The organism is Pseudomonas agarici (genome assembly GCF_900109755.1).
Classification (GTDB): domain Bacteria; phylum Pseudomonadota; class Gammaproteobacteria; order Pseudomonadales; family Pseudomonadaceae; genus Aquipseudomonas; species Aquipseudomonas agarici.
On sequence record NZ_FOAR01000026.1, the window covers coordinates 65,409 to 84,217 of the forward strand.

Genomic DNA, 18,809 nt, shown 5'->3' on the forward strand with positions numbered 1-18,809 from the left:
TCAGTTCGCGGCGCTTTTTGGCAAATCGGTATCGGCGCTCAGTTCACGCACCGCGATATAACGCTGGCTGCGGCGGGTGCGATCCAGCACCTGCCCGACCAACTGCCCGCAGGCAGCGTCAATGTCTTCGCCGCGAGTGGTGCGCACCGTGACGTTGTAACCAGCCTGGTGCAACAGATCCTGGAAACGCCGGATCGCATTATTGCTCGGGCGCTCATAGCCTGAATGCGGGAACGCGTTGAACGGGATCAGGTTGATCTTGCACGGCGTATCCTTGAGCAGCTCGATCATCTCAAGCGCATGCTCGACCTGATCATTGACATCCTTGAGCAGGGTGTATTCAACGGTCAGGACGCGCTTCTCGCCAAGGGTCGCCATATAGCGACGGCACGATTCGAGCAACATCTTAAGCGGATACTTCTTGTTGATCGGCACCAATTGGTTACGCAATGCGTCATTCGGTGCGTGCAGCGACAACGCCAGGGACACGTCGACATGCTCGGCCAGCACGTCGATCATCGGCACCACGCCGGAAGTCGACAAAGTCACCCGACGCTTGGAGATGCCGTAGCCCAGGTCGTCCATCATCAGGCGCATGGCGGCAATGACATTGTCGAAGTTGAGCAACGGCTCGCCCATGCCCATCATCACCACATTGGTAATGGCGCGGTCGATGGTGGCCGGGACGCTGCCGAAGGATTTGTTGGCAATCCACACCTGGCCGATCACTTCGGCGGCGGTGAGGTTGCTGTTGAAACCTTGCTTGCCAGTGGAGCAGAAACTGCAATCCAGGGCACAGCCTGCCTGGGACGAAACGCACAAGGTGCCACGCTTGCCCTGGGGAATGTAGACGGTCTCGACACAGCTGCCGGACGCCACGCGCACCACCCATTTACGGGTGCCATCGGCGGAAATGTCCTCGCTGACGATTTCAGGACCGCGAACCTCAGCAACAGCCTTGAGCTTTTCGCGCAAGGCCTTGCTGACGTTCGTCATGGCATCGAAATCATCGACGCCAAAGTGGTGAATCCACTTCATGACCTGACCGGCACGGAAACGCTTTTCCCCGATTGAGTCGAAGAATTGTTCCATTTCCGGTTGAGTCAAACCCAACAGGTTGGTTTTGCCGATCGATGTCGTCATGGTTTCATCCTCACTCCAAAGCCTTCGCTTAGCGAGTGGTTACTTCGGTAGCCGCGAAGAAGTACGAGATTTCGCGAGCAGCAGCGGCTTCGGAGTCCGAACCGTGTACAGCGTTGGCATCGATGGATTCGGCGAAATCGGCACGGATGGTGCCGGCGGCGGCTTCTTTAGGGTTGGTGGCGCCCATCAGTTCACGGTTCAGAGCGATAGCGTTTTCGCCTTCCAGAACCTGGACAACCACAGGGCCGGAGATCATGAAAGCCACCAGATCGCCGAAGAAACCGCGAGCGCTGTGCTCAGCGTAGAAGCCTTCGGCCTCGGCCTTGGACAGTTGCTTGAGTTTCGACGCGACAACGCGCAGGCCGGCTTTTTCGAAACGGGTAGTAATCTCGCCGATAACGTTTTTTGCAACAGCGTCAGGCTTGATGATGGAGAAAGTGCGTTGAACAGCCATGGTGTAACTCCAGAAACGATAGTTTGCGAAAAATTAAACCCGCGAATTATACGCGGGTTCTCGGGTATTGCCTAACTGCGTAGGGTGCAAACTCAGCCCGCTTCATCGATCCAGGCGAGCTGAATAGCTTCGAGAACCTTTTCGCCACCGCGCTTAGGATCGTCATCAAACCCCGGCAACGTGACGACCCAATTGTGAAGATCGACGAAGTTCACGTAACGCGGGTCCACCTCAGGCCTGCGTTCCGCCAGCTCGATGGCGATGTCCGACACATTAGTCCACTTGAGACTCATCACAACTCCCCGAGTCAGTGCGGCGCCTCGGCCGCAAGGTTGAGCGTATACTTAGGAAACTCTATCGTCAGATCTTCCTCCCCGACGACTATCTGGCAGGACAAGCGTGATTGCGCCTCCAGCCCCCAAGCCTTGTCCAGTAAATCTTCTTCCAGTTCGTCGGCCTCGTTCAGCGAATCGAAGCCCTCGCGAACAACACAGTGGCAGGTGGTACACGCGCAGACACCACCGCAGGCACTCTCGATTTCGATTTCGCCATCGTGACCATGCCCATACTCAAGCCGCTGCTCGTTGTTATACTTCTTTACCAATTCGAAAATGGAAGTACCCGGTTCAGCGTCCAAAACCGCCCCTTCCGGACAGAACTTCTCATGGGGAAGAAAAATCACCTGCGGCATTGTTATTCCTCAATCTCATTCAGGTTGCGCCCCGCCAGGGCAGCTTTCACCGTTGAATCCAGGCGGCGGGCGGCAAAGGCATCGGTCACTTGCGACAGGCGCTTGGTTTGTTGCTCGATGGCATAACCGTCGGTGCCTTTCATCAACTCACCCAATTCTCGCATCTGCAGCTCGATGACCCTGCGCTCTTCGTCATCAAGCAGGCGTTTGCCATCTGCCTCAAGGGCGCCCTGCACCGCTTCGATCAAGCGCTGGGCATCGACCTGTTGCTCACGCAGCACGCGGGCAACCTTATCGTCGCCGGCATATTGGAAGGAATCCTTGAGCATCCGGGCCACTTCACCATCGGTCAGGCCATACGATGGCTTGACCTGGACGCCCGCCTCGACACCCGAACCCAGCTCGCGGGCCGTGACATTGAGCAGGCCGTCGGCATCGACCTGGAAGGTCACGCGGATCTTCGCCGCACCGGCAACCATCGCCGGAATACCTCGCAGTTCGAAGCGAGCCAGGGAACGGCAGTCGCTGATCAGCTCACGTTCGCCTTGCAGCACGTGAATCGCCATGGCCGACTGACCGTCCTTGTAGGTGGTGAAATCCTGGGCACGGGCCACGGGAATAGTGGTGTTGCGCGGGATCACCTTCTCCATCAACCCGCCCATGGTCTCCAAGCCCAGGGACAGCGGAATCACATCGAGCAGCAACAACTCGTCACCGTCGCGCTTGTTGCCAGCCAGTGTATCGGCCTGGATCGCGGCGCCGATGGCCACTACTTGATCCGGGTCGATTTCGGTCAGCGGCTGGCGACCGAACATCTCGGCCACGGCCTCGCGCACTCGGGGTACGCGGGTCGAACCGCCCACCATGACCACCGCACGCACTTCTTCAAGCTCGACATTCGAATCACGCACGGCACGCCGGCACGCCTTGAGACTGCGGGCGACCATCGGTTCGATCAGCGCGTCAAACGCTTCACGAGTCAGTTGCCCGTGCCACACGCCATAGCTCACCTGGACCGAGGCAATGTCGGTGAGGGCTTCTTTCGCCGCACAGGCTGCCTGTAGCAAGCTGCGCTGAGCACCCGGATCGAGATCGGCGGACAAACCAGCCTGCTCGATGATCCAGCCGGCAATCGCGTGATCGAAGTCATCACCGCCCAGGGCGCTGTCGCCGCCGGTAGCCAAGACCTCGAAGACCCCGCCGGTCAGGCGCAGGATAGAAATATCGAAAGTGCCCCCACCCAGGTCGTAGATCGCGACCAGGCCTTCGGCATGCTGGTCCAGGCCATAAGCCACGGCGGCGGCGGTGGGCTCGTTGAGCAGGCGCAGCACGTTCAGGCCAGCCAGCCGGGCCGCATCCTTGGTCGCCTGGCGTTGAGCATCGTCGAAATAGGCCGGCACGGTGATCACCGCCCCTACCAGTTCACCACCCAGGGTCGCCTCGGCGCGGCGGCGCAACACCTTGAGGATATCGGCGGAAACTTCGACCGGGCTTTTGGGACCTTGGACAGTGTCGATGAACGGCATGTGCGACTCACCGCCGACAAAGCGGTAAGGCAGTTGCTCGCCCAATTGCTTGACGTCCTCCAGGCCACGACCCATCAGGCGCTTCACGGACAACACGGTATTGAACGGATCACTGGTGGCGGCAAGCTTGGCTGACTGGCCGACTTCGATGCGGTCGGCGTGATAGCGCACCGCAGACGGCAGGATCACCTGCCCGTCGGCGTCGGCCAGCGGCTCGCAAAGACCACTGCGCAATGCAGCGACCAGCGAATTGGTAGTACCCAAGTCAATCCCGACCGCCAGGCGACGCTGGTGCGGTTGGGGACTTTGGCCGGGTTCGGCGATCTGCAGTAGGGCCATCGTTATCTGGACTTATCTGAATATCAGGCGTGCCACCGCAGCGGCACTGGGTTAATCGTCGAGGCGCTCTTCTAACTGGCGCACTTCGTAGGTGAGCTTGTCGAGGAACTGCATGCGCCGCATCAGGCGTTCGGCCTGCTCACGTTGCGCGGCATCGTTCCAGCAGGCTGCGAAGCTGTCGTTCAATTGATTCTGCGCGGCCTTCAGGCGCTGCTTGAACACGACGATGCCCGGCAGGTCGGCATCGTCCTGCAGCTCCTCAAGCTCCTCGCGCCATTGCATCTGCTGCATCAGGAAGTCGGGGTCATGCACCGTGACTTCCAGCGGCAACTCACGACCGCCCATGGCGAGCAGGTAACGCGCGCGCTTGGCCGGACTCTTGAGCGTCTGGTAGGCCTCGTTGAGGCTCGCGGATTGCTCCAGGGCCCGCCGCTGCTCACGCTCGGAAGCGTCGGCAAAGCGATCCGGATGAACAGCGCGCGCCAACTCTCGGTAACGCACGGCCAACTGCTCGAGATCCAGCGTAAAGCTCGGCTGCAGCTCGAATAAAGCGTAATGACAAGGAGTACCCACACATAGCCTCAGATGTTGAAGCTTTCGCCGCAGCCACACTCACCGCGCACGTTGGGGTTGTTGAATTTGAAGCCTTCGTTCAACCCTTCCTTGACGAAATCCAGTTCGGTGCCATCCAGGTACGTGAGGCTTTTGGGGTCGATGATCACTTTCTCGCCGTGACTCTCGAACACCTGATCCTCGGAAACCACCTCGTCGACGAACTCCAGCACATAGGCAAGGCCGGAACAGCCCGTGGTGCGAACACCCAGACGAATCCCTTCACCCTTGCCGCGCCCGTCAAGGGAGCGTCGCACGTGCCGAGCAGCCGCTTCTGTCATGCTGATAGCCATCGTTGACTCCTTACTTTTCGCTTGAACGCCGGATCCTTCAGATCAGGCCTTTCTTCTGCTTGTAGTCGCGAACGGCAGCCTTGATGGCGTCTTCGGCGAGTACCGAGCAGTGGATTTTCACCGGCGGCAGAGCCAGCTCTTCAGCCAACTGAGTGTTCTTGATGGTCTCTGCTTCATCCAGAGTCTTGCCTTTCATCCACTCGGTCGCCAGGGAGCTGGAGGCGATGGCCGAACCGCAACCGTAGGTCTTGAACTTGGCATCTTCGATAACGCCCTGCTCGTTGACTTTGATCTGCAGGCGCATCACGTCGCCGCACGCCGGCGCGCCGACCATGCCGGTACCGACATCCGGGTCCTCGGCATTCATCTTGCCGACGTTGCGCGGGTTTTCGTAGTGGTCGATGACCTTTTCGCTGTAAGCCATGATACTTAATCCTCTCTCATCAGGGCCGCTCTTGAGACCCTGTAGTTGCGCTTGCGTCAGTCGCCGCGTCACTACAGGAGCTGTATCCGGCGGCTTCTATGGTTAGTGTGCCGCCCACTCGATCTTCGAGATATCGACGCCGTCTTTGAACATGTCCCACAGCGGCGACAGAGCGCGCAGCTTGGTCACGGCCTCGCAGACTTTCTGCGCGGCGTAATCGATTTCTTCCTCGGTGGTGAAACGGCCGAAGGTGAAGCGGATCGAGCTGTGTGCCAGTTCGTCGTTGCGGCCCAAGGCGCGCAACACATAGGAAGGCTCCAGCGAGGCGGAGGTACAGGCCGAACCGGAGGAAACCGCCAGATCCTTGAGCGCCATGATCAGCGACTCGCCTTCGACGTAGTTGAAGCTCAGGTTCAGGTTGTGCGGTACACGGGCGGTCACGCTGCCGTTGACGTACAGTTCTTCCAGGTGCTCGACCTGCTTGTAGAAACGGTCGCTCAGAGCCTTGATTCGCACGTTCTCGGTGGCCATGTCTTCTTTGGCCACACGGAAGGCTTCGCCCATGCCGACGATCTGGTGGGTCGCCAGGGTGCCGGAGCGCATGCCACGCTCATGGCCGCCGCCGTGCATGGTCGCTTCGAGGCGCACACGCGGCTTGCGGCTCACATACAGCGCACCGATACCTTTGGGGCCGTAGGTTTTGTGGGCCGAGAAGGACATCAGGTCGACCTTCAGCTTCTGCAAATCGATCTCGACCTTGCCAGTCGATTGGGCGGCATCTACGTGGAACAGCACACCGCGCGAACGGGTCAGCTCACCGATGGCGGCGATATCGTTGACGGTACCGATCTCGTTGTTCACGTGCATGATCGACACCAGGATGGTGTCGTCGCGCAAGACAGCTTCGACCATGGCCGGCGTAATCAGACCATCTTCACCGGGCTCGATGTAAGTGACCTCGAAACCCTCACGCTCCAATTGGCGCGTGGTGTCGAGAACCGCCTTGTGCTCGATCTTGCTGGTGATCAGGTGCTTGCCCTTGGTGTGGTAGAAATGCGCGACACCCTTGATCGCCAGGTTGTCGGACTCGGTGGCACCTGAGGTCCAGACGATTTCACGGGGGTCGGCATTGACCAGATCAGCGACCTGGCGACGTGCGTTCTCGACGGACTCCTCGGCTTTCCAGCCAAACACGTGGGAACGCGAAGCCGGGTTGCCGAAATTTCCGTCAACCAATAGACACTCACTCATTTTCTGCGCGACACGCGGATCAACCGGTGTAGTTGCAGAGTAATCAAGGTAAATCGGCAATTTCATCAACTATCTCCTAATCAGGCTGGCTGGCGCACCGCGGGCTCTTTGGCTGTCATTCGACGGCGGACGCTTCGATCTTATCCAGGCGTGGCGCCTTGCCATTACAGCGGCGCTGATCCTGACGCTGGGCGACTTCTTGTACCTCACGGCGAGTCACAAGGTCCGCCAAGCTGATACCACTGAGAAATTCGTGGATCTGCAGGCTGAGGTCGCACCACAAGTGATGGGTCAAGCAGGTGTCGCCGGAGTGGCAATCACCGAGCCCCTGGCACTTGGTGGCGTCAACCGATTCATTCACTGCGTCGATCACCTGAGCAACCTGGATCCCCTGCATGTCACGCGACAGCTGGTAGCCGCCGCCCGGACCACGGACACTGGAGACCAGGTTGCTGCGACGCAACTTGGCGAAAAGCTGTTCGAGGTAGGACAGGGAGATGCCTTGGCGCTCGGAGATATCGGCCAGGGACACCGGCCCGTGCTGCGCGTGCAACGCCAGATCGAGCATGGCGGTCACGGCATATCGGCCTTTTGTAGTCAGTCGCATGGACAATTACCACGGAGTTACGGGATAGGTACGAGTATGCAATTCCCGAGTATTTAAGTCAACTATAAGACCCAGTACTTTAGTCAGGTTTACCCGTAAAAGAGTGCGCGCATTATAGCAAAGTCCCCAGCGCAATGGCACTGATGCTAGCTCGGTGCGACTACTGACTCAGTGGCGCCCTTTCGGACGCCTGCGCCAGCGAGCCCATGGGAGCCGGTTCGCCAACGACGCGGCTGGCAAACCCAACGAGGATCAACCTGTCTTGGCCTCACCCTCATTCTCATCTTTCACTTCGACAAAACCCTCACAGTGCAACTCCGGCAAGTCCTTGGCGCGGTAGTTGCTGCCCAGATCCTTCAGCGCACCGCACATGTCTTCCAGACGTCCGTCGACCGCCTGCAAATGATCGAGCATCTGGCCGATGGCCCGCGCCACTGGGTCCGGCATATCCTCACCGACACCATAAGCATCGAAGCCCAGCTTCTCGGCCATCGCTTTGCGCTTGGCCTGCTGCTGATCGTCGGATTTCATGATAATCCGTCCTGGGATACCCACCACCGTCGCCCCCGGCGGAACCGCCTTGGTCACTACCGCATTGGAGCCAACCTTGGCTCCAGCGCCGACAGCAAACGGCCCCAGCACCTTGGCCCCGGCACCGATGACCACGCCGTCCTCCAGGGTCGGATGACGCTTGCCCTTGTTCCAGCTGGTCCCTCCCAGGGTGACGCCTTGATAAATGGTCACGTCGTTGCCGATCTCGGCGGTTTCGCCAATCACGATGCCCATGCCATGGTCGATAAAGAAGCGTCGCCCGACCTTGGCGCCTGGGTGAATCTCGATGCCGGTCAACCAGCGGCCAAAGTTCGACACCACCCGCGCCAGCCACTTCCAGCCCATCCCCCACAGCCAATGACTGAGGCGATGCAGCCAGATGGCGTGCATGCCGGGGTAGCAGGTCAGTACCTCAAAAGCATTGCGCGCCGCCGGGTCACGATGGAATACGCTCTGGATATCTTCACGCAAACGCTCGAACATCATTAATCCTTCCGTTTAAGAAGCTCGCCACGGGCCGCTTTCTGGGTTTCCGTGAGAATGCCACGCAATATATTCATTTCCGCTCGACTAACCGAGCTGCGTCCGTAAAGGCGGCGCAGGCGCGCCATCAGGTGCCGGGGCTTTTGCGGATCGAGAAACTCGATGGCCGTCAGCGTTTGTTCCAGATGCTCATAGAATCGCTCCAACTCATCCATGGTCGCCAGCTCACCACTGCGGGTGGACGCCACTTCATCCTTCTCGATCTTGTGCGGTTGGCCTTCGGCCGCCAACCACGCCATGCGCACCTCATAACTCAACACCTGCACCGCCGCCGCAAGGTTCAGCGAGCTGAATTCGGGATCCGATGGGATATGCACGTGGTAATGACAGCGCTGCAACTCGTCGTTTGTCAGGCCGCTGTCTTCACGACCGAACACCAGGGCGATCTGCGCATCGTGTGCCGCCGCCTCGACCACCTTCACACCGCACTCGCGAGGATCGAGCAACGGCCACGGAATCCGCCGATCCCGCGCACTGGTACCGAACACCAGTTTGCAGCCGCTCAGCGCATCCTCCAAGGTGGCGACGACCTGGGCGTTTGCAAGGATATCGGTGGCGCCGGCGGCACGTGCGTCAGCCTCATCGGACGGAAAGGTACGTGGTTCAACCAACACCAGGCGCGACAACCCCATGTTCTTCATGGCTCGCGCAGCCCCGCCGATATTGCCCGGATGACTGGTATTGACCAAGACGACACGAATATTTTGCAACACGAAGAGGCGCTCTCGGACAGGGCAAAGGGGAGCAAATCTTACAGAAGCGCTCAGGTTTACGCCACGAAGCTGAATGTCGTCCTTCACCGATAATACTTTTCTGTTAGAATATTCGGCTTTCTTTAACACTCTAGGTGAAACGTCCATGCAGCCCATGCTGAATATCGCGCTGCGCGCCGCCCGCAGCGCCAGTGAATTGATTTTCCGCTCCATCGAGCGCCTGGATACCATCAAGGTCGACGAAAAAGACGCCAAGGACTACGTGTCCGAGGTAGATCGCGCCGCCGAACAGAAAATCATCGATGCGCTACGCAAAGCGTATCCGACCCACGCCATTCGCGGCGAAGAAACCGGCTTCCATGCCGGCAGCGGTGAAGGCGAAGATTACCTGTGGATCATAGACCCACTTGATGGCACCACCAACTTCCTGCGCGGCATCCCCCACTTCGCGGTCAGTATCGCCTGCAAGTATCGCGGCCGCCTTGAGCACGCCGTGGTTCTGGACCCGGTTCGCCAGGAAGAATTCACCGCCAGCCGTGGCCGTGGCGCCCAACTGAACGGTCGTCGCCTGCGCGTCAGCGGTCGCACCAGCCTCGACGGCGCCCTGCTGGGTACCGGTTTCCCGTTCCGTAATGACCAGATGGACAATATCGACAACTACCTGGGCATGTTCCGCGCCCTGGTCGGCCAGACCGCCGGTATTCGCCGCGCAGGCGCTGCAAGCCTCGACCTGGCCTATGTGGCTGCCGGTCGTTTCGACGCTTTCTGGGAATCTGGCCTATCCGAATGGGACATGGCGGCGGGCGCCCTGCTGATTCAGGAAGCAGGTGGCTTGGTGAGCGATTTCACCGGCAGTCACGACTTCCTTGAGAAAGGCCATATCGTCGCCGGCAACACCAAGTGCTTCAAGGCCGTGCTGACCGCGATCCAGCCGCACTTGCCGGCCTCGCTGAAGCGCTAAGCGCCAGAGAATGAAAAAGCACCCCGAGGGGTGCTTTTTTTGTACCTGTGATTCGTCAACCGACCCCACAGGGGACAATCAACATTTACTGGCCGGGCTGGTTCTGGCTGAGAATCAGGCGACCTTCCTTGTCGACTGGAATCTGGTTGCCAGGATCGCGATCCATGCGCACCTTGCCCTCCTTGCCGTCGAGCTGGTAGCGCACGTCATAACCGACGACCTTGTCGCTGATATCATTGACCGTGTTGCAGCGGGTCTGGGTTGTGGTGTAAGTGTCACGCTCCTGCATGCCCTCCTGCACCTTGTTACCGGCATAACCGCCACCCACCGCGCCAACCACAGTGGCCAGGGTCTTGCCCTTGCCGCCACCGACCAGACTGCCCAGCAGGCCACCGCCCACTGCGCCCAACGCCGTACCCGCCAGGCGATGCTCGTCCTGGACCGGTTTCTGCCGGGTCACGGCCACATCCTTACACACCTCACGCGGCGTCTTGATCTGCGTTTTCACAGGCTCGACCGCCAACACCTGTGCATACTCGGGGCCGCTTTTCACCATGCTGTAGGTCGCAACAGCACCTCCGGCAGTGACACCGACAGCACCTAATACCGCACCCACCAGCAACGATTTGTTCACGTGAACCTCCAGACCATCTCAAGCGGAAAATATCCGCACTCTCCTAGCCTTGGAGCATAAAAAAAGGCGCGAGTTCAATACTCGCGCCTTTCAAGGCGACAGCCGGAAGGGAAACCAGCGTCAAGGACGGTCGTCGATTTCCTTCTGGGTGTTGGCCGCAGGAATCAGGTCCTCGCTACTCAGGTTCAGCCAGATCAACACCACGTTGGCGATATAGATCGATGAGTAGGTACCGGCCATCACACCGACGAACAGTGCAATGGAGAAGCCGAACAGGTTGTCGCCACCAAAGAACAGCAAGGCCGCAATCGCCAGCAACGTGGAGATCGACGTCGCCACGGTGCGCAGCAAAGTCTGGGTGGTCGAGATGTTGATGTTCTCGATCAGGCTGGCCTTGCGCAGGACCCGGAAGTTCTCGCGAACCCGGTCGAATACCACAATGGTGTCGTTGAGCGAGTAACCGATGATCGCCAACACCGCCGCCAGCACCGTCAGGTCGAAGGTAATCTGAAACAGCGACAGGATCCCCACGGTCACGACCACGTCGTGGATCAACGACACGATGGCGCCGACCGCGAACTTCCACTGAAAGCGAAAGGCCAGGTAGATCAGCACGCCGCCCAGCGCCATCAGCATGCCGAGACCGCCCTGGTCGCGCAGCTCCTCACCCACCTGCGGGCCGACGAATTCGACACGCTTGACCTGTGCCGGGTTGTCGCCACCGGTCTTCTGCAACGCCTCGGCGACCTGGTGACCCAGTTGCGGGTCTTCACCCGGCATCCGCACCAGCAGGTCGGTGGTTGCACCGAAGCTTTGCACAATCGCATCGTGATAACCGGCCTCGGCCAGTTGCGAGCGCACCTTCATCACATCGGCCGGACGCTCATAGGTCAGCTCGATCAGCGTACCGCCGGTGAAATCCAGACCGTAGTTCAAGCCCTTATGGAACCAGCTGAACAACGCCAGAACGGTAAGGAGCACAGTGACGCCGAACGCAACGTTGCGAACGCCCATGAAGTTGATAGTACGTAACATGGCAGCCCCTTAAATCCACAACTTCTTGAAGTCACGACCGCCGAAGATCAGGTTGACCATCGCACGAGTCACCATGATGGCCGTGAACATCGAGGTAAAGATCCCGAGGGACATGGTCACCGCAAAGCCCTTGACCGGACCGGTACCCATGGAGAACAGGATGCCGCCCACCAGCAACGTCGTCAGGTTGGCGTCGACAATTGCCGTATAGGCGCGATTGAAGCCCTCGTTGATCGCTCGCTGAACCGTCATGCCTGCGGCGATCTCTTCACGGATCCGCGAGAAGATCAGTACGTTGGCGTCGACCGCCATCCCCATGGTCAAGACGATACCGGCAATACCCGGCAGAGTCAGGGTCGCCCCCAACAGCGACATCAATGCCAACAGCGCGACCATATTGAAGGCCAGCGCCACGGTGGCGATGATACCGAAGAAGCGATAGATGGCGATGATGAACAGAGAAACGAACAGCATCCCCCACAGCGACGCGTCGATACCCTTGGTGATGTTGTCGGCACCCAGGCTCGGGCCGATGGTACGTTCTTCAGCGAAGTACATCGGCGCAGCCAGACCACCGGCACGCAGCAGCAGAGCCAGTTCCGACGATTCACCCTGACCGTTCAGGCCGGTGATACGGAACTGCGCGCCCAACGGCGACTGGATAGTCGCCAGGCTGATGATTTTCTTGTCTTCCTTGAAGGTCTGCACCGGCACATCTTTCTCGACACCGTCGACCATCTGCTTGGTGTAGGTGGTGACCGGACGCTGCTCAATGAAGATCACCGCCATCTGGCGACCGACGTTACTGCGCGTGGCACGGCTCATCAGTTCGCCGCCGTGGCCATCCAGGTGGATGTTCACTTCCGGGCTACCGTGCTCGCCGAAACCGGCCTTGGCATCGGTCACCTGGTCGCCGGTGATAATCAGGCCACGCTCGATCAGCGCGGGAGGGCGATTGCCTTCACGGAACTCGAACTCTTCGGAAGTCGCCTTCGACGCTCCCGGCTCGGCGGCCAGGCGGAACTCGAGGTTGGCGGTCTTGCCCAGAATTCGCTTGGCTTCAGCGGTGTCCTGCACACCCGGCAGCTCGACCACGATGCGATTGGCACCCTGGCGCTGAACCAGTGGCTCGGCCACACCCAGTTCGTTGACGCGGTTACGGACCGTGGTCAAGTTCTGCTTGATGGAATATTCACGGATTTCCGCCAGCTTGACTGGGGTCATCGCCAGACGCAGCACCGCCTGACCGTTCAGATCAGCCGGAACAATGTCGAAATCGTTGAAGTTCTTGCGAATCAGGGCACGAGCCTGCTCGCGGGAATCATTGTCAGCGAAGCCCAGTTGAATGGCGCCGTTGAGCTGCGGCAGGCTACGATAACGTACACGCTCTTTGCGCAACAGGCTCTTGACGTCGCCCTCGTAGACTTTCAGGCGGGCATCGAGGGCCTTGTCCATGTCCACTTCCAGCAAGAAGTGCACACCACCGGACAAATCCAGACCCAGCTTCATCGGGTGCGCGCCAAGGTTGCGCAGCCATTGCGGGGTGGTTTGTGCCAGGTTGAGGGCCACTACGTAGTCGTCACCGAGGGCTTTACGCACCACGTCCTTGGCCGGCAGTTGGTCTTCCTGCTTGGTCAAGCGCAGCAGGCCGTCCTTGCCGTTGGCAGCCAGGGTCGCCCCCTTGACAGCGAAACCGGCTTCGGTGAGCGCTTTGCTCGCTCGATCCAGATCGGCCTGATTGACCCGCAACGCCGTGCTGGCGCCACTGACCTGGATTGCCGGATCGTCAGGGTAGAGATTGGGAGCGGAATAAATAAAACCGATCGCCAGCACCGCCAGGATCAGTACGTATTTCCACAGAGGGTATTTGTTCAGCATCACGCCGCCCGCTTATGACGCGAGGCGCCTTGCGCGCCCCGTCGATTGTTAAATATTGAAACTTAGATCGCTTTCAGCGTGCCTTTAGGCAGAGTGGCCGCGATGGCACCCTTTTGGAACTTCATTTCAACGGTGTCGGAAACTTCCAGTACGACGAAATCGTCGGTCACTTTGAGGATCTTGCCGGCAATACCACCGGTAGTCACCACCTCGTCGCCCTTGGCCAGGTTGCCCAGCAGGTTCTTCTGCTCCTTGGCGCGCTTGGCCTGCGGACGCCAGATCATCAGATAGAAAATGACCAGGAAGCCGACCAGAAAAATCCATTCGAAACCACCGCCCATCGGACCGGCAGCAGCAGGTGCGGCGCCATCCGCGAACGCGTTAGAGATAAAAAGGCTCATATAGCACTCCAGTTGCAAAATTATTCCGGGATCTGAGCAAAACCCGCCGTGCGACGATCATGCTGGGTTAAAAACAGGCTCGCAATGCGGTTTGACACCAGTCAATCGCGCCTCTTTGCCTGTTTTTGCCTTGCCTGATCATCGCTCGGCAAGTTTTTGCTCGGACCCTGCGGTCTGAAAACTCAGTCCAAAGGCGGCACGCAAAGCCCGCGTTTGGCGTAGAAGGCATCGATAAAGGCGGCCAATGTACCCTGTTGAATAGCCTCGCGCAAACCAGCCATAAGCCGTTGGTAATGGCGCAAGTTGTGAAGGGTATTCAACATACTCCCCAGCATTTCGCCGCACTTGTCCAGATGATGCAGATAAGCGCGGGAGAAGTTCTGGCAGGTGTAGCAATCGCAGGTCGGATCCAGCGGCGAATCATCATGGCGATGGAACGCGTTACGGATCTTCAGCACGCCGGTATCGACGAACAGATGCCCATTGCGGGCATTGCGGGTCGGCATCACGCAATCGAACATGTCCACCCCGCGGCGCACACCCTCTACGAGATCCTCAGGCTTGCCAACACCCATAAGGTAACGAGGTTTGTCAGCAGGCATCTGACCCGGCAGGTAATCGAGCACCTTGATCATTTCATGCTTGGGCTCGCCCACCGACAGACCACCGATGGCCAGGCCATCGAAGCCGATCTTGTCGAGACCTTCGAGCGAGCGCATACGCAGGTTCTGATGCATGCCGCCCTGGACAATACCGAACAGCGCCGCGCTGTTGTCGCCATGGGCATTCTTCGAACGCTGGGCCCAACGCAGCGACAACTCCATGGAGGTCCGGGCGACGTCTTCATCGGCGGGGTACGGCGTACACTCGTCGAAAATCATCACAATGTCCGAGCCGAGGTCGCGCTGGACCTGCATCGACTCTTCCGGCCCCATGAACACCTTGGCACCGTCGACCGGCGAGGCGAAGGTGACCCCCTCCTCCTTGATTTTGCGCATGGCGCCCAGACTGAACACCTGGAAACCGCCGGAATCGGTGAGGATCGGGCCGTTCCACTGCATGAAATCATGCAGGTCGCCATGAGCCTTAATCACTTCGGTGCCTGGGCGCAACCACAGGTGGAAGGTATTGCCCAGAATGATCTCGGCGCCGGTAGCGACAATATCCCGTGGCAGCATGCCCTTGACCGTGCCGTAGGTGCCCACCGGCATGAAGGCCGGGGTCTCGACGGTGCCGCGCGGGAAGGTCAGGCGACCGCGACGGGCCTTGCCATCGGTGGCGAGCAACTCGAACGACATACGACTGGTACGACTCATGCTTGATCCTCGGAGGCCGATTTTTGGGGTCCGGTCGGCGCGGGGTTTCGGGTGATGAACATCGCATCACCGTAACTGAAAAAGCGGTAACCGTTCGCCACAGCGGCCTGGTAGGCGGCCATGGTCTCGGGATAACCGGCGAAGGCCGAAACCAGCATCAGCAGCGTGGATTCGGGCAGATGGAAATTGGTCACCAGTGCATCGACCACATGGAAGGGTCGGCCAGGATAGATAAAGATATCGGTATCGCCGCTGAACGGCTTGAGCACGCCATCGCGGGCGGCGCTTTCCAGCGAGCGCACACTGGTGGTGCCAACGGCGACCACCCGCCCACCGCGCGCGCGACAGGCGGCGACGGCATCCACCACCGCCTGGCTGACTTCCAGCCATTCGTGGTGCATGTGGTGGTCTTCGATACGCTCCACGCGCACCGGCTGGAAGGTCCCGGCACCGACATGCAGGGTAACGAACGCGGTCTCGACACCCTTGGCGGCGATGGCGTCCAGCAGCGGTTGATCGAAATGCAGGCCGGCGGTGGGCGCGGCCACGGCCCCCAGGCGCTCGGCGTAGACCGTCTGATAACGCTCGCGGTCCGCGCCCTCGTCGGGACGGTCTATATAAGGAGGCAACGGCATATGGCCGACCCGCTCCAGCAAAGGCAGTACGTGCTCTGTGAAACCCAGCTCGAACAGCGTGTCGTGACGGGCCAGCATCTCGGCCTCGCCACCGCCTTCGATCAGGATCTTCGAACCGGGCTTTGGCGACTTGCTGGAGCGCACGTGGGCCAATACGCGGTGACTGTCGAGCACCCGCTCCACGAGAATCTCCAGCTTGCCGCCGGAGGCTTTCTGGCCGAACAGACGGGCTGGAATGACCCGGGTATTGTTGAACACCATCAGATCGCCTGGGCGCAAATGCTCAAGCAAATCAGTGAATTGACGGTGTGCCAGCGTGCCGCTGGGCCCATCCAGGGTCAGCAGGCGGCTATTGCGACGCTCGGCCAGTGGATGGCGAGCGATCAGGGAATCGGGGAGCTCGAAAGTAAAGTCAGCGACGCGCATGATGGGGTTCGTCTAGCAGGGCCGGAAAGTTTAGCGGAATTCAGCAAAATTGACCATGAAAGGCGATTGACCAACGGTAATCACGTCTCTATACTTCGCCGCCATTGAGCCCTGATGGCGGAATTGGTAGACGCGGCGGATTCAAAATCCGTTTTCGAAAGGAGTGGGAGTTCGAGTCTCCCTCGGGGCACCATACAAATCCTTGTAAATCAAGGATTTAGAGAAGGGGTAGAAAGAAATTTCTACCCCTTTTTCTATCCAAAAAACCTACCCTTCTCATACCCTTTTCTTGGGAAAAATTGCCTCCAGGCAGTGGTCTTCTTGCTTTGCATTCACGCGAGAGACTGTGCGTTCAAGCCATCCTTTCTGATCCAGACCGTTTGAAGTGCTGCGGCTCTGCAGCAGTGCGTAAAAGGGTCAACCATGGGCTGCATAGATGTGTGGCTCAGGCGAGGATTAACCTAGGCACATCGCCACCACGCAAGGAAAGCCACATGCAAGCAAAATCCCTGAAGGCCTTGGTTGCTGACCATGACGTCTCATTTGACGCGAGCACCATCATGAATGCTCTGTTGAAAGCTGGTTACGCGGAAAATTTTGAGTATGTGAGCACCACCGGCAACGGTGTGATGAAGTCATTCAGGAAATTGACCGATCAAGGTGAAGCCTTCGGCGTCAACAAGGCGTCTATGGGCCATCCCTTTAAGACTGAGGCGAAATTTTTCGGAGAGACTTTCCCTCAAATGTTTGACGTGGTCGTTGAACAATTGCGGAAAGAAGTCGGAGGGCTGTTAACCAAATAAGGCTAGCACTCGTCTTGGCTGCCGTTCTCCCGATAGGAGTAGCGGCTGCTCCTTCTAACGTCCAAGAGTTCGCAGCAAACGACCCTTGGCACCAATTTAGTGATGGCGTTAACGGTCAAAAGGTACTCACTGGACTTGCCCCTACAAAACCGGACATCAACTGTAAGATGGTTCCCCATAGGTTATTGAGCGATCCGACCGGGAATACCCCCTATAGAGAAATAACCCCATCGCAGCAAGGACATTTCCGACAGACTTGGTTGCCATTCTGTCTTTACTCTCTGGGCTCCGTTGAAATCCAGGAGCCAAGGGATGTCCTCCATCTTATTGAACAAAGCGGTTTTCCAGCAGAACTGCCTCCTGCGCCTGCACACACCCTTGGGCGAGAACGTATTCATCGCTAAATACCTCGACGACTGGGAAGCGCTGGATCAAGGCGGCTACCGCCTGGAGCTGAGCGCCTTGCCCGCAGATGGTCGCTTACCCCTGGAACAACTGGTGCGCGCGCAGGTCCTGTTGCAGATGCGGTGCGCGGACTCGCGTAGCGAGTTGCGCCCCTTTCATGGGCATGTCAGCCACTACGCGCGCGTGGGCAGCAATGGCGGGCTGGCCCGTTATCAGCAGGCACTGGCCAGCAATGACTTAAACCCGGAACACACACGATTGGGAGCAAAGATAAATGAGTGATGAGCCAGTAAGTCAATATGCCGCCAATATCGACTTGGCCATGTCGCTCATGCCCAGCGTCAATGTAAAAAACGGCTGCGAGGCTTGCGTCAAAGAGGGCTTGCCCGTGTTATTGGTCCGCGCCGGTCTTGCTGACGCCCTTTACGCACAAAGCAAACAGGCCACCCTCAGTCCCTGGCTCGATCAACAGACCGCTCCGGTGGTCTTGAGCTATTCGCGCTACGTGATGCGGCCATTGCGTCAAGGCTATGTCATGGCCTACTACGAAAAACCGCACACCCCGCACACGCGGGTGCAAAAAGGCTGGCAAGTCTTTCGGGTGACTGAGGGCGGCTACATGAAGCCCCACTATTTGGACATTTTCCCGGCAAACACCCTCAAGCACCCCGAAGACTTCAGTTGCACACGAACAGCTTCCTATGCCACGGCGATGTTGTTTGTCATTCCATACGCCCAAAATACCGGCAAGGTGTGGGTGGCTTACAGCGACCATCCGTTCAGTGAAAGCGTGCGTGAGCGCTACGCGCAAGACGCCACGCTCAGAGCACAGCGCATGAGCGAGGTCAACGCACTGAACGGCCAGGGGGCTCGCCGTCAACCCATCAGCGAAGCCCTGATCAGCCAAACCCTGGCCGATTATGATCCCGAGTTACCTCGCTTCGCATTACGCGGTAACCCCCACGCGCCCCTGGAGTTGACCGACACCCCAGGCGTTGCACAAAAACGCCCGGAGCGCGCCAGCGACCTGATGGCACAAGCACAAGCCTTGTGTGAAGCAGGCGGTTATTCGCTCAGCGATGTCAACATCGTCTGTCTCCCGGACGCGGTCGGCATTACCCATGAAGCGGCGGTGCTGCGCAGCACGTTATGCAACCGCGCCAGCTT

The 18,809-nt window shown here is 59.0% G+C and carries 22 protein-coding genes and 1 tRNA gene; 5 read left to right on the top strand and 18 right to left on the bottom strand.

All coding sequences use genetic code 11. The features are described from left to right. The 12 genes from rlmN to trmJ form a co-directional block, all read right to left on the bottom strand. Complete coding sequence (rlmN, locus tag BMX68_RS20535) at positions 1-1,143, bottom strand: dual-specificity RNA methyltransferase RlmN (protein ID WP_017131695.1); 1,143 nt, start codon at positions 1,141-1,143, stop codon at positions 1-3. 28 nt (positions 1,144-1,171) lie between these two features. Further along, positions 1,172-1,597: a nucleoside-diphosphate kinase gene (gene ndk, locus BMX68_RS20540; RefSeq protein WP_017131694.1), complete on the bottom strand. Its 426-nt coding sequence runs from the start codon at positions 1,595-1,597 to the stop codon at positions 1,172-1,174. 92 nt (positions 1,598-1,689) lie between these two features. Further along, positions 1,690-1,890 carry a Fe-S cluster assembly protein IscX gene (iscX, locus tag BMX68_RS20545; RefSeq protein ID WP_017131693.1) on the bottom strand — a complete coding sequence of 67 codons (201 nt, stop codon included), beginning with the start codon at positions 1,888-1,890 and terminating at the stop codon, positions 1,690-1,692. A gap of 14 nt (positions 1,891-1,904) precedes the next feature. Further along, positions 1,905-2,288, bottom strand: coding sequence for an ISC system 2Fe-2S type ferredoxin (fdx, locus tag BMX68_RS20550; RefSeq protein ID WP_017131692.1), 384 nt, complete (start codon positions 2,286-2,288; stop codon positions 1,905-1,907). A 2-nt stretch (positions 2,289-2,290) separates the two neighbouring features. Further along, the gene (gene hscA, locus BMX68_RS20555; protein ID WP_017131691.1) at positions 2,291-4,153 is read right to left on the bottom strand and encodes a Fe-S protein assembly chaperone HscA; all 1,863 of its coding nucleotides are present in this window, start codon (positions 4,151-4,153) and stop codon (positions 2,291-2,293) included. A gap of 51 nt (positions 4,154-4,204) precedes the next feature. Then, positions 4,205-4,726, bottom strand: a complete 522-nt coding sequence (gene hscB, locus BMX68_RS20560; RefSeq protein WP_017131690.1) for a co-chaperone HscB — start codon at positions 4,724-4,726, stop codon at positions 4,205-4,207. Between the two features lie 8 nt (positions 4,727-4,734). After that, the gene (iscA, locus tag BMX68_RS20565) at positions 4,735-5,058 is read right to left on the bottom strand and encodes an iron-sulfur cluster assembly protein IscA (protein WP_017131689.1); all 324 of its coding nucleotides are present in this window, start codon (positions 5,056-5,058) and stop codon (positions 4,735-4,737) included. 37 nt (positions 5,059-5,095) lie between these two features. Next, positions 5,096-5,482 (bottom strand): Fe-S cluster assembly scaffold IscU, encoded by a 387-nt coding sequence (gene iscU, locus BMX68_RS20570; protein ID WP_003248539.1) that lies wholly within the window; start codon positions 5,480-5,482, stop codon positions 5,096-5,098. Positions 5,483-5,584: 102 nt separating this feature from the next. Then, positions 5,585-6,799 (bottom strand): IscS subfamily cysteine desulfurase, encoded by a 1,215-nt coding sequence (locus BMX68_RS20575; protein ID WP_026013141.1) that lies wholly within the window; start codon positions 6,797-6,799, stop codon positions 5,585-5,587. A 49-nt stretch (positions 6,800-6,848) separates the two neighbouring features. Beyond that, a complete protein-coding gene (gene iscR, locus BMX68_RS20580) occupies positions 6,849-7,340 on the bottom strand; it encodes a Fe-S cluster assembly transcriptional regulator IscR (protein ID WP_026013140.1) in 492 nt (163 codons plus the stop codon). Positions 7,341-7,592: 252 nt separating this feature from the next. Next, positions 7,593-8,375, bottom strand: coding sequence for a serine O-acetyltransferase (gene cysE / locus BMX68_RS20585; RefSeq protein ID WP_026013139.1), 783 nt, complete (start codon positions 8,373-8,375; stop codon positions 7,593-7,595). 2 nt (positions 8,376-8,377) lie between these two features. Further along, positions 8,378-9,148, bottom strand: a complete 771-nt coding sequence (gene trmJ, locus BMX68_RS20590) for a tRNA (cytosine(32)/uridine(32)-2'-O)-methyltransferase TrmJ (RefSeq protein ID WP_060783358.1) — start codon at positions 9,146-9,148, stop codon at positions 8,378-8,380. Between the two features lie 145 nt (positions 9,149-9,293). On the opposite strand from trmJ, the gene suhB reads away from it, so the two are divergent. Next, a complete protein-coding gene (suhB, locus tag BMX68_RS20595; protein WP_017131684.1) occupies positions 9,294-10,109 on the top strand; it encodes a type III secretion system regulator SuhB in 816 nt (271 codons plus the stop codon). Positions 10,110-10,194: 85 nt separating this feature from the next. Here the strand turns inward: suhB and BMX68_RS20600 are convergent, their stop codons facing one another. The 6 genes from BMX68_RS20600 to queA form a co-directional block, all read right to left on the bottom strand. Further along, the gene (locus tag BMX68_RS20600; protein WP_017131683.1) at positions 10,195-10,743 is read right to left on the bottom strand and encodes a glycine zipper 2TM domain-containing protein; all 549 of its coding nucleotides are present in this window, start codon (positions 10,741-10,743) and stop codon (positions 10,195-10,197) included. 120 nt (positions 10,744-10,863) lie between these two features. Next, the gene (gene secF, locus BMX68_RS20605; RefSeq protein WP_017131682.1) at positions 10,864-11,778 is read right to left on the bottom strand and encodes a protein translocase subunit SecF; all 915 of its coding nucleotides are present in this window, start codon (positions 11,776-11,778) and stop codon (positions 10,864-10,866) included. Between the two features lie 9 nt (positions 11,779-11,787). Then, the gene (gene secD / locus BMX68_RS20610; protein ID WP_017131681.1) at positions 11,788-13,656 is read right to left on the bottom strand and encodes a protein translocase subunit SecD; all 1,869 of its coding nucleotides are present in this window, start codon (positions 13,654-13,656) and stop codon (positions 11,788-11,790) included. Between the two features lie 62 nt (positions 13,657-13,718). After that, positions 13,719-14,057 carry a preprotein translocase subunit YajC gene (gene yajC / locus BMX68_RS20615; protein ID WP_017131680.1) on the bottom strand — a complete coding sequence of 113 codons (339 nt, stop codon included), beginning with the start codon at positions 14,055-14,057 and terminating at the stop codon, positions 13,719-13,721. A gap of 182 nt (positions 14,058-14,239) precedes the next feature. Next, complete coding sequence (tgt, locus tag BMX68_RS20620; protein ID WP_167375466.1) at positions 14,240-15,355, bottom strand: tRNA guanosine(34) transglycosylase Tgt; 1,116 nt, start codon at positions 15,353-15,355, stop codon at positions 14,240-14,242. Positions 15,356-15,369: 14 nt separating this feature from the next. Then, a complete protein-coding gene (queA, locus tag BMX68_RS20625) occupies positions 15,370-16,434 on the bottom strand; it encodes a tRNA preQ1(34) S-adenosylmethionine ribosyltransferase-isomerase QueA (protein ID WP_017131678.1) in 1,065 nt (354 codons plus the stop codon). Between the two features lie 108 nt (positions 16,435-16,542). Between queA and BMX68_RS20630 the strand changes: the two genes are divergently transcribed. The 4 genes from BMX68_RS20630 to BMX68_RS20645 all read left to right on the top strand — a co-directional run. Then, positions 16,543-16,627 (top strand) — tRNA-Leu (locus tag BMX68_RS20630). Positions 16,628-16,928: 301 nt separating this feature from the next. After that, positions 16,929-17,237 (top strand): hypothetical protein, encoded by a 309-nt coding sequence (locus BMX68_RS20635; RefSeq protein WP_017131677.1) that lies wholly within the window; start codon positions 16,929-16,931, stop codon positions 17,235-17,237. Between the two features lie 312 nt (positions 17,238-17,549). After that, entirely contained in the window at positions 17,550-17,924 is a 375-nt protein-coding gene (locus tag BMX68_RS20640; RefSeq protein ID WP_074862564.1) for a hypothetical protein, read from the top strand. Further along, positions 17,917-18,809: T6SS effector BTH_I2691 family protein (locus BMX68_RS20645; RefSeq protein WP_039791953.1), on the top strand; the 893-nt coding region annotated here is incomplete at its 3' end. The genes BMX68_RS20640 and BMX68_RS20645, both read left to right, overlap by 8 nt.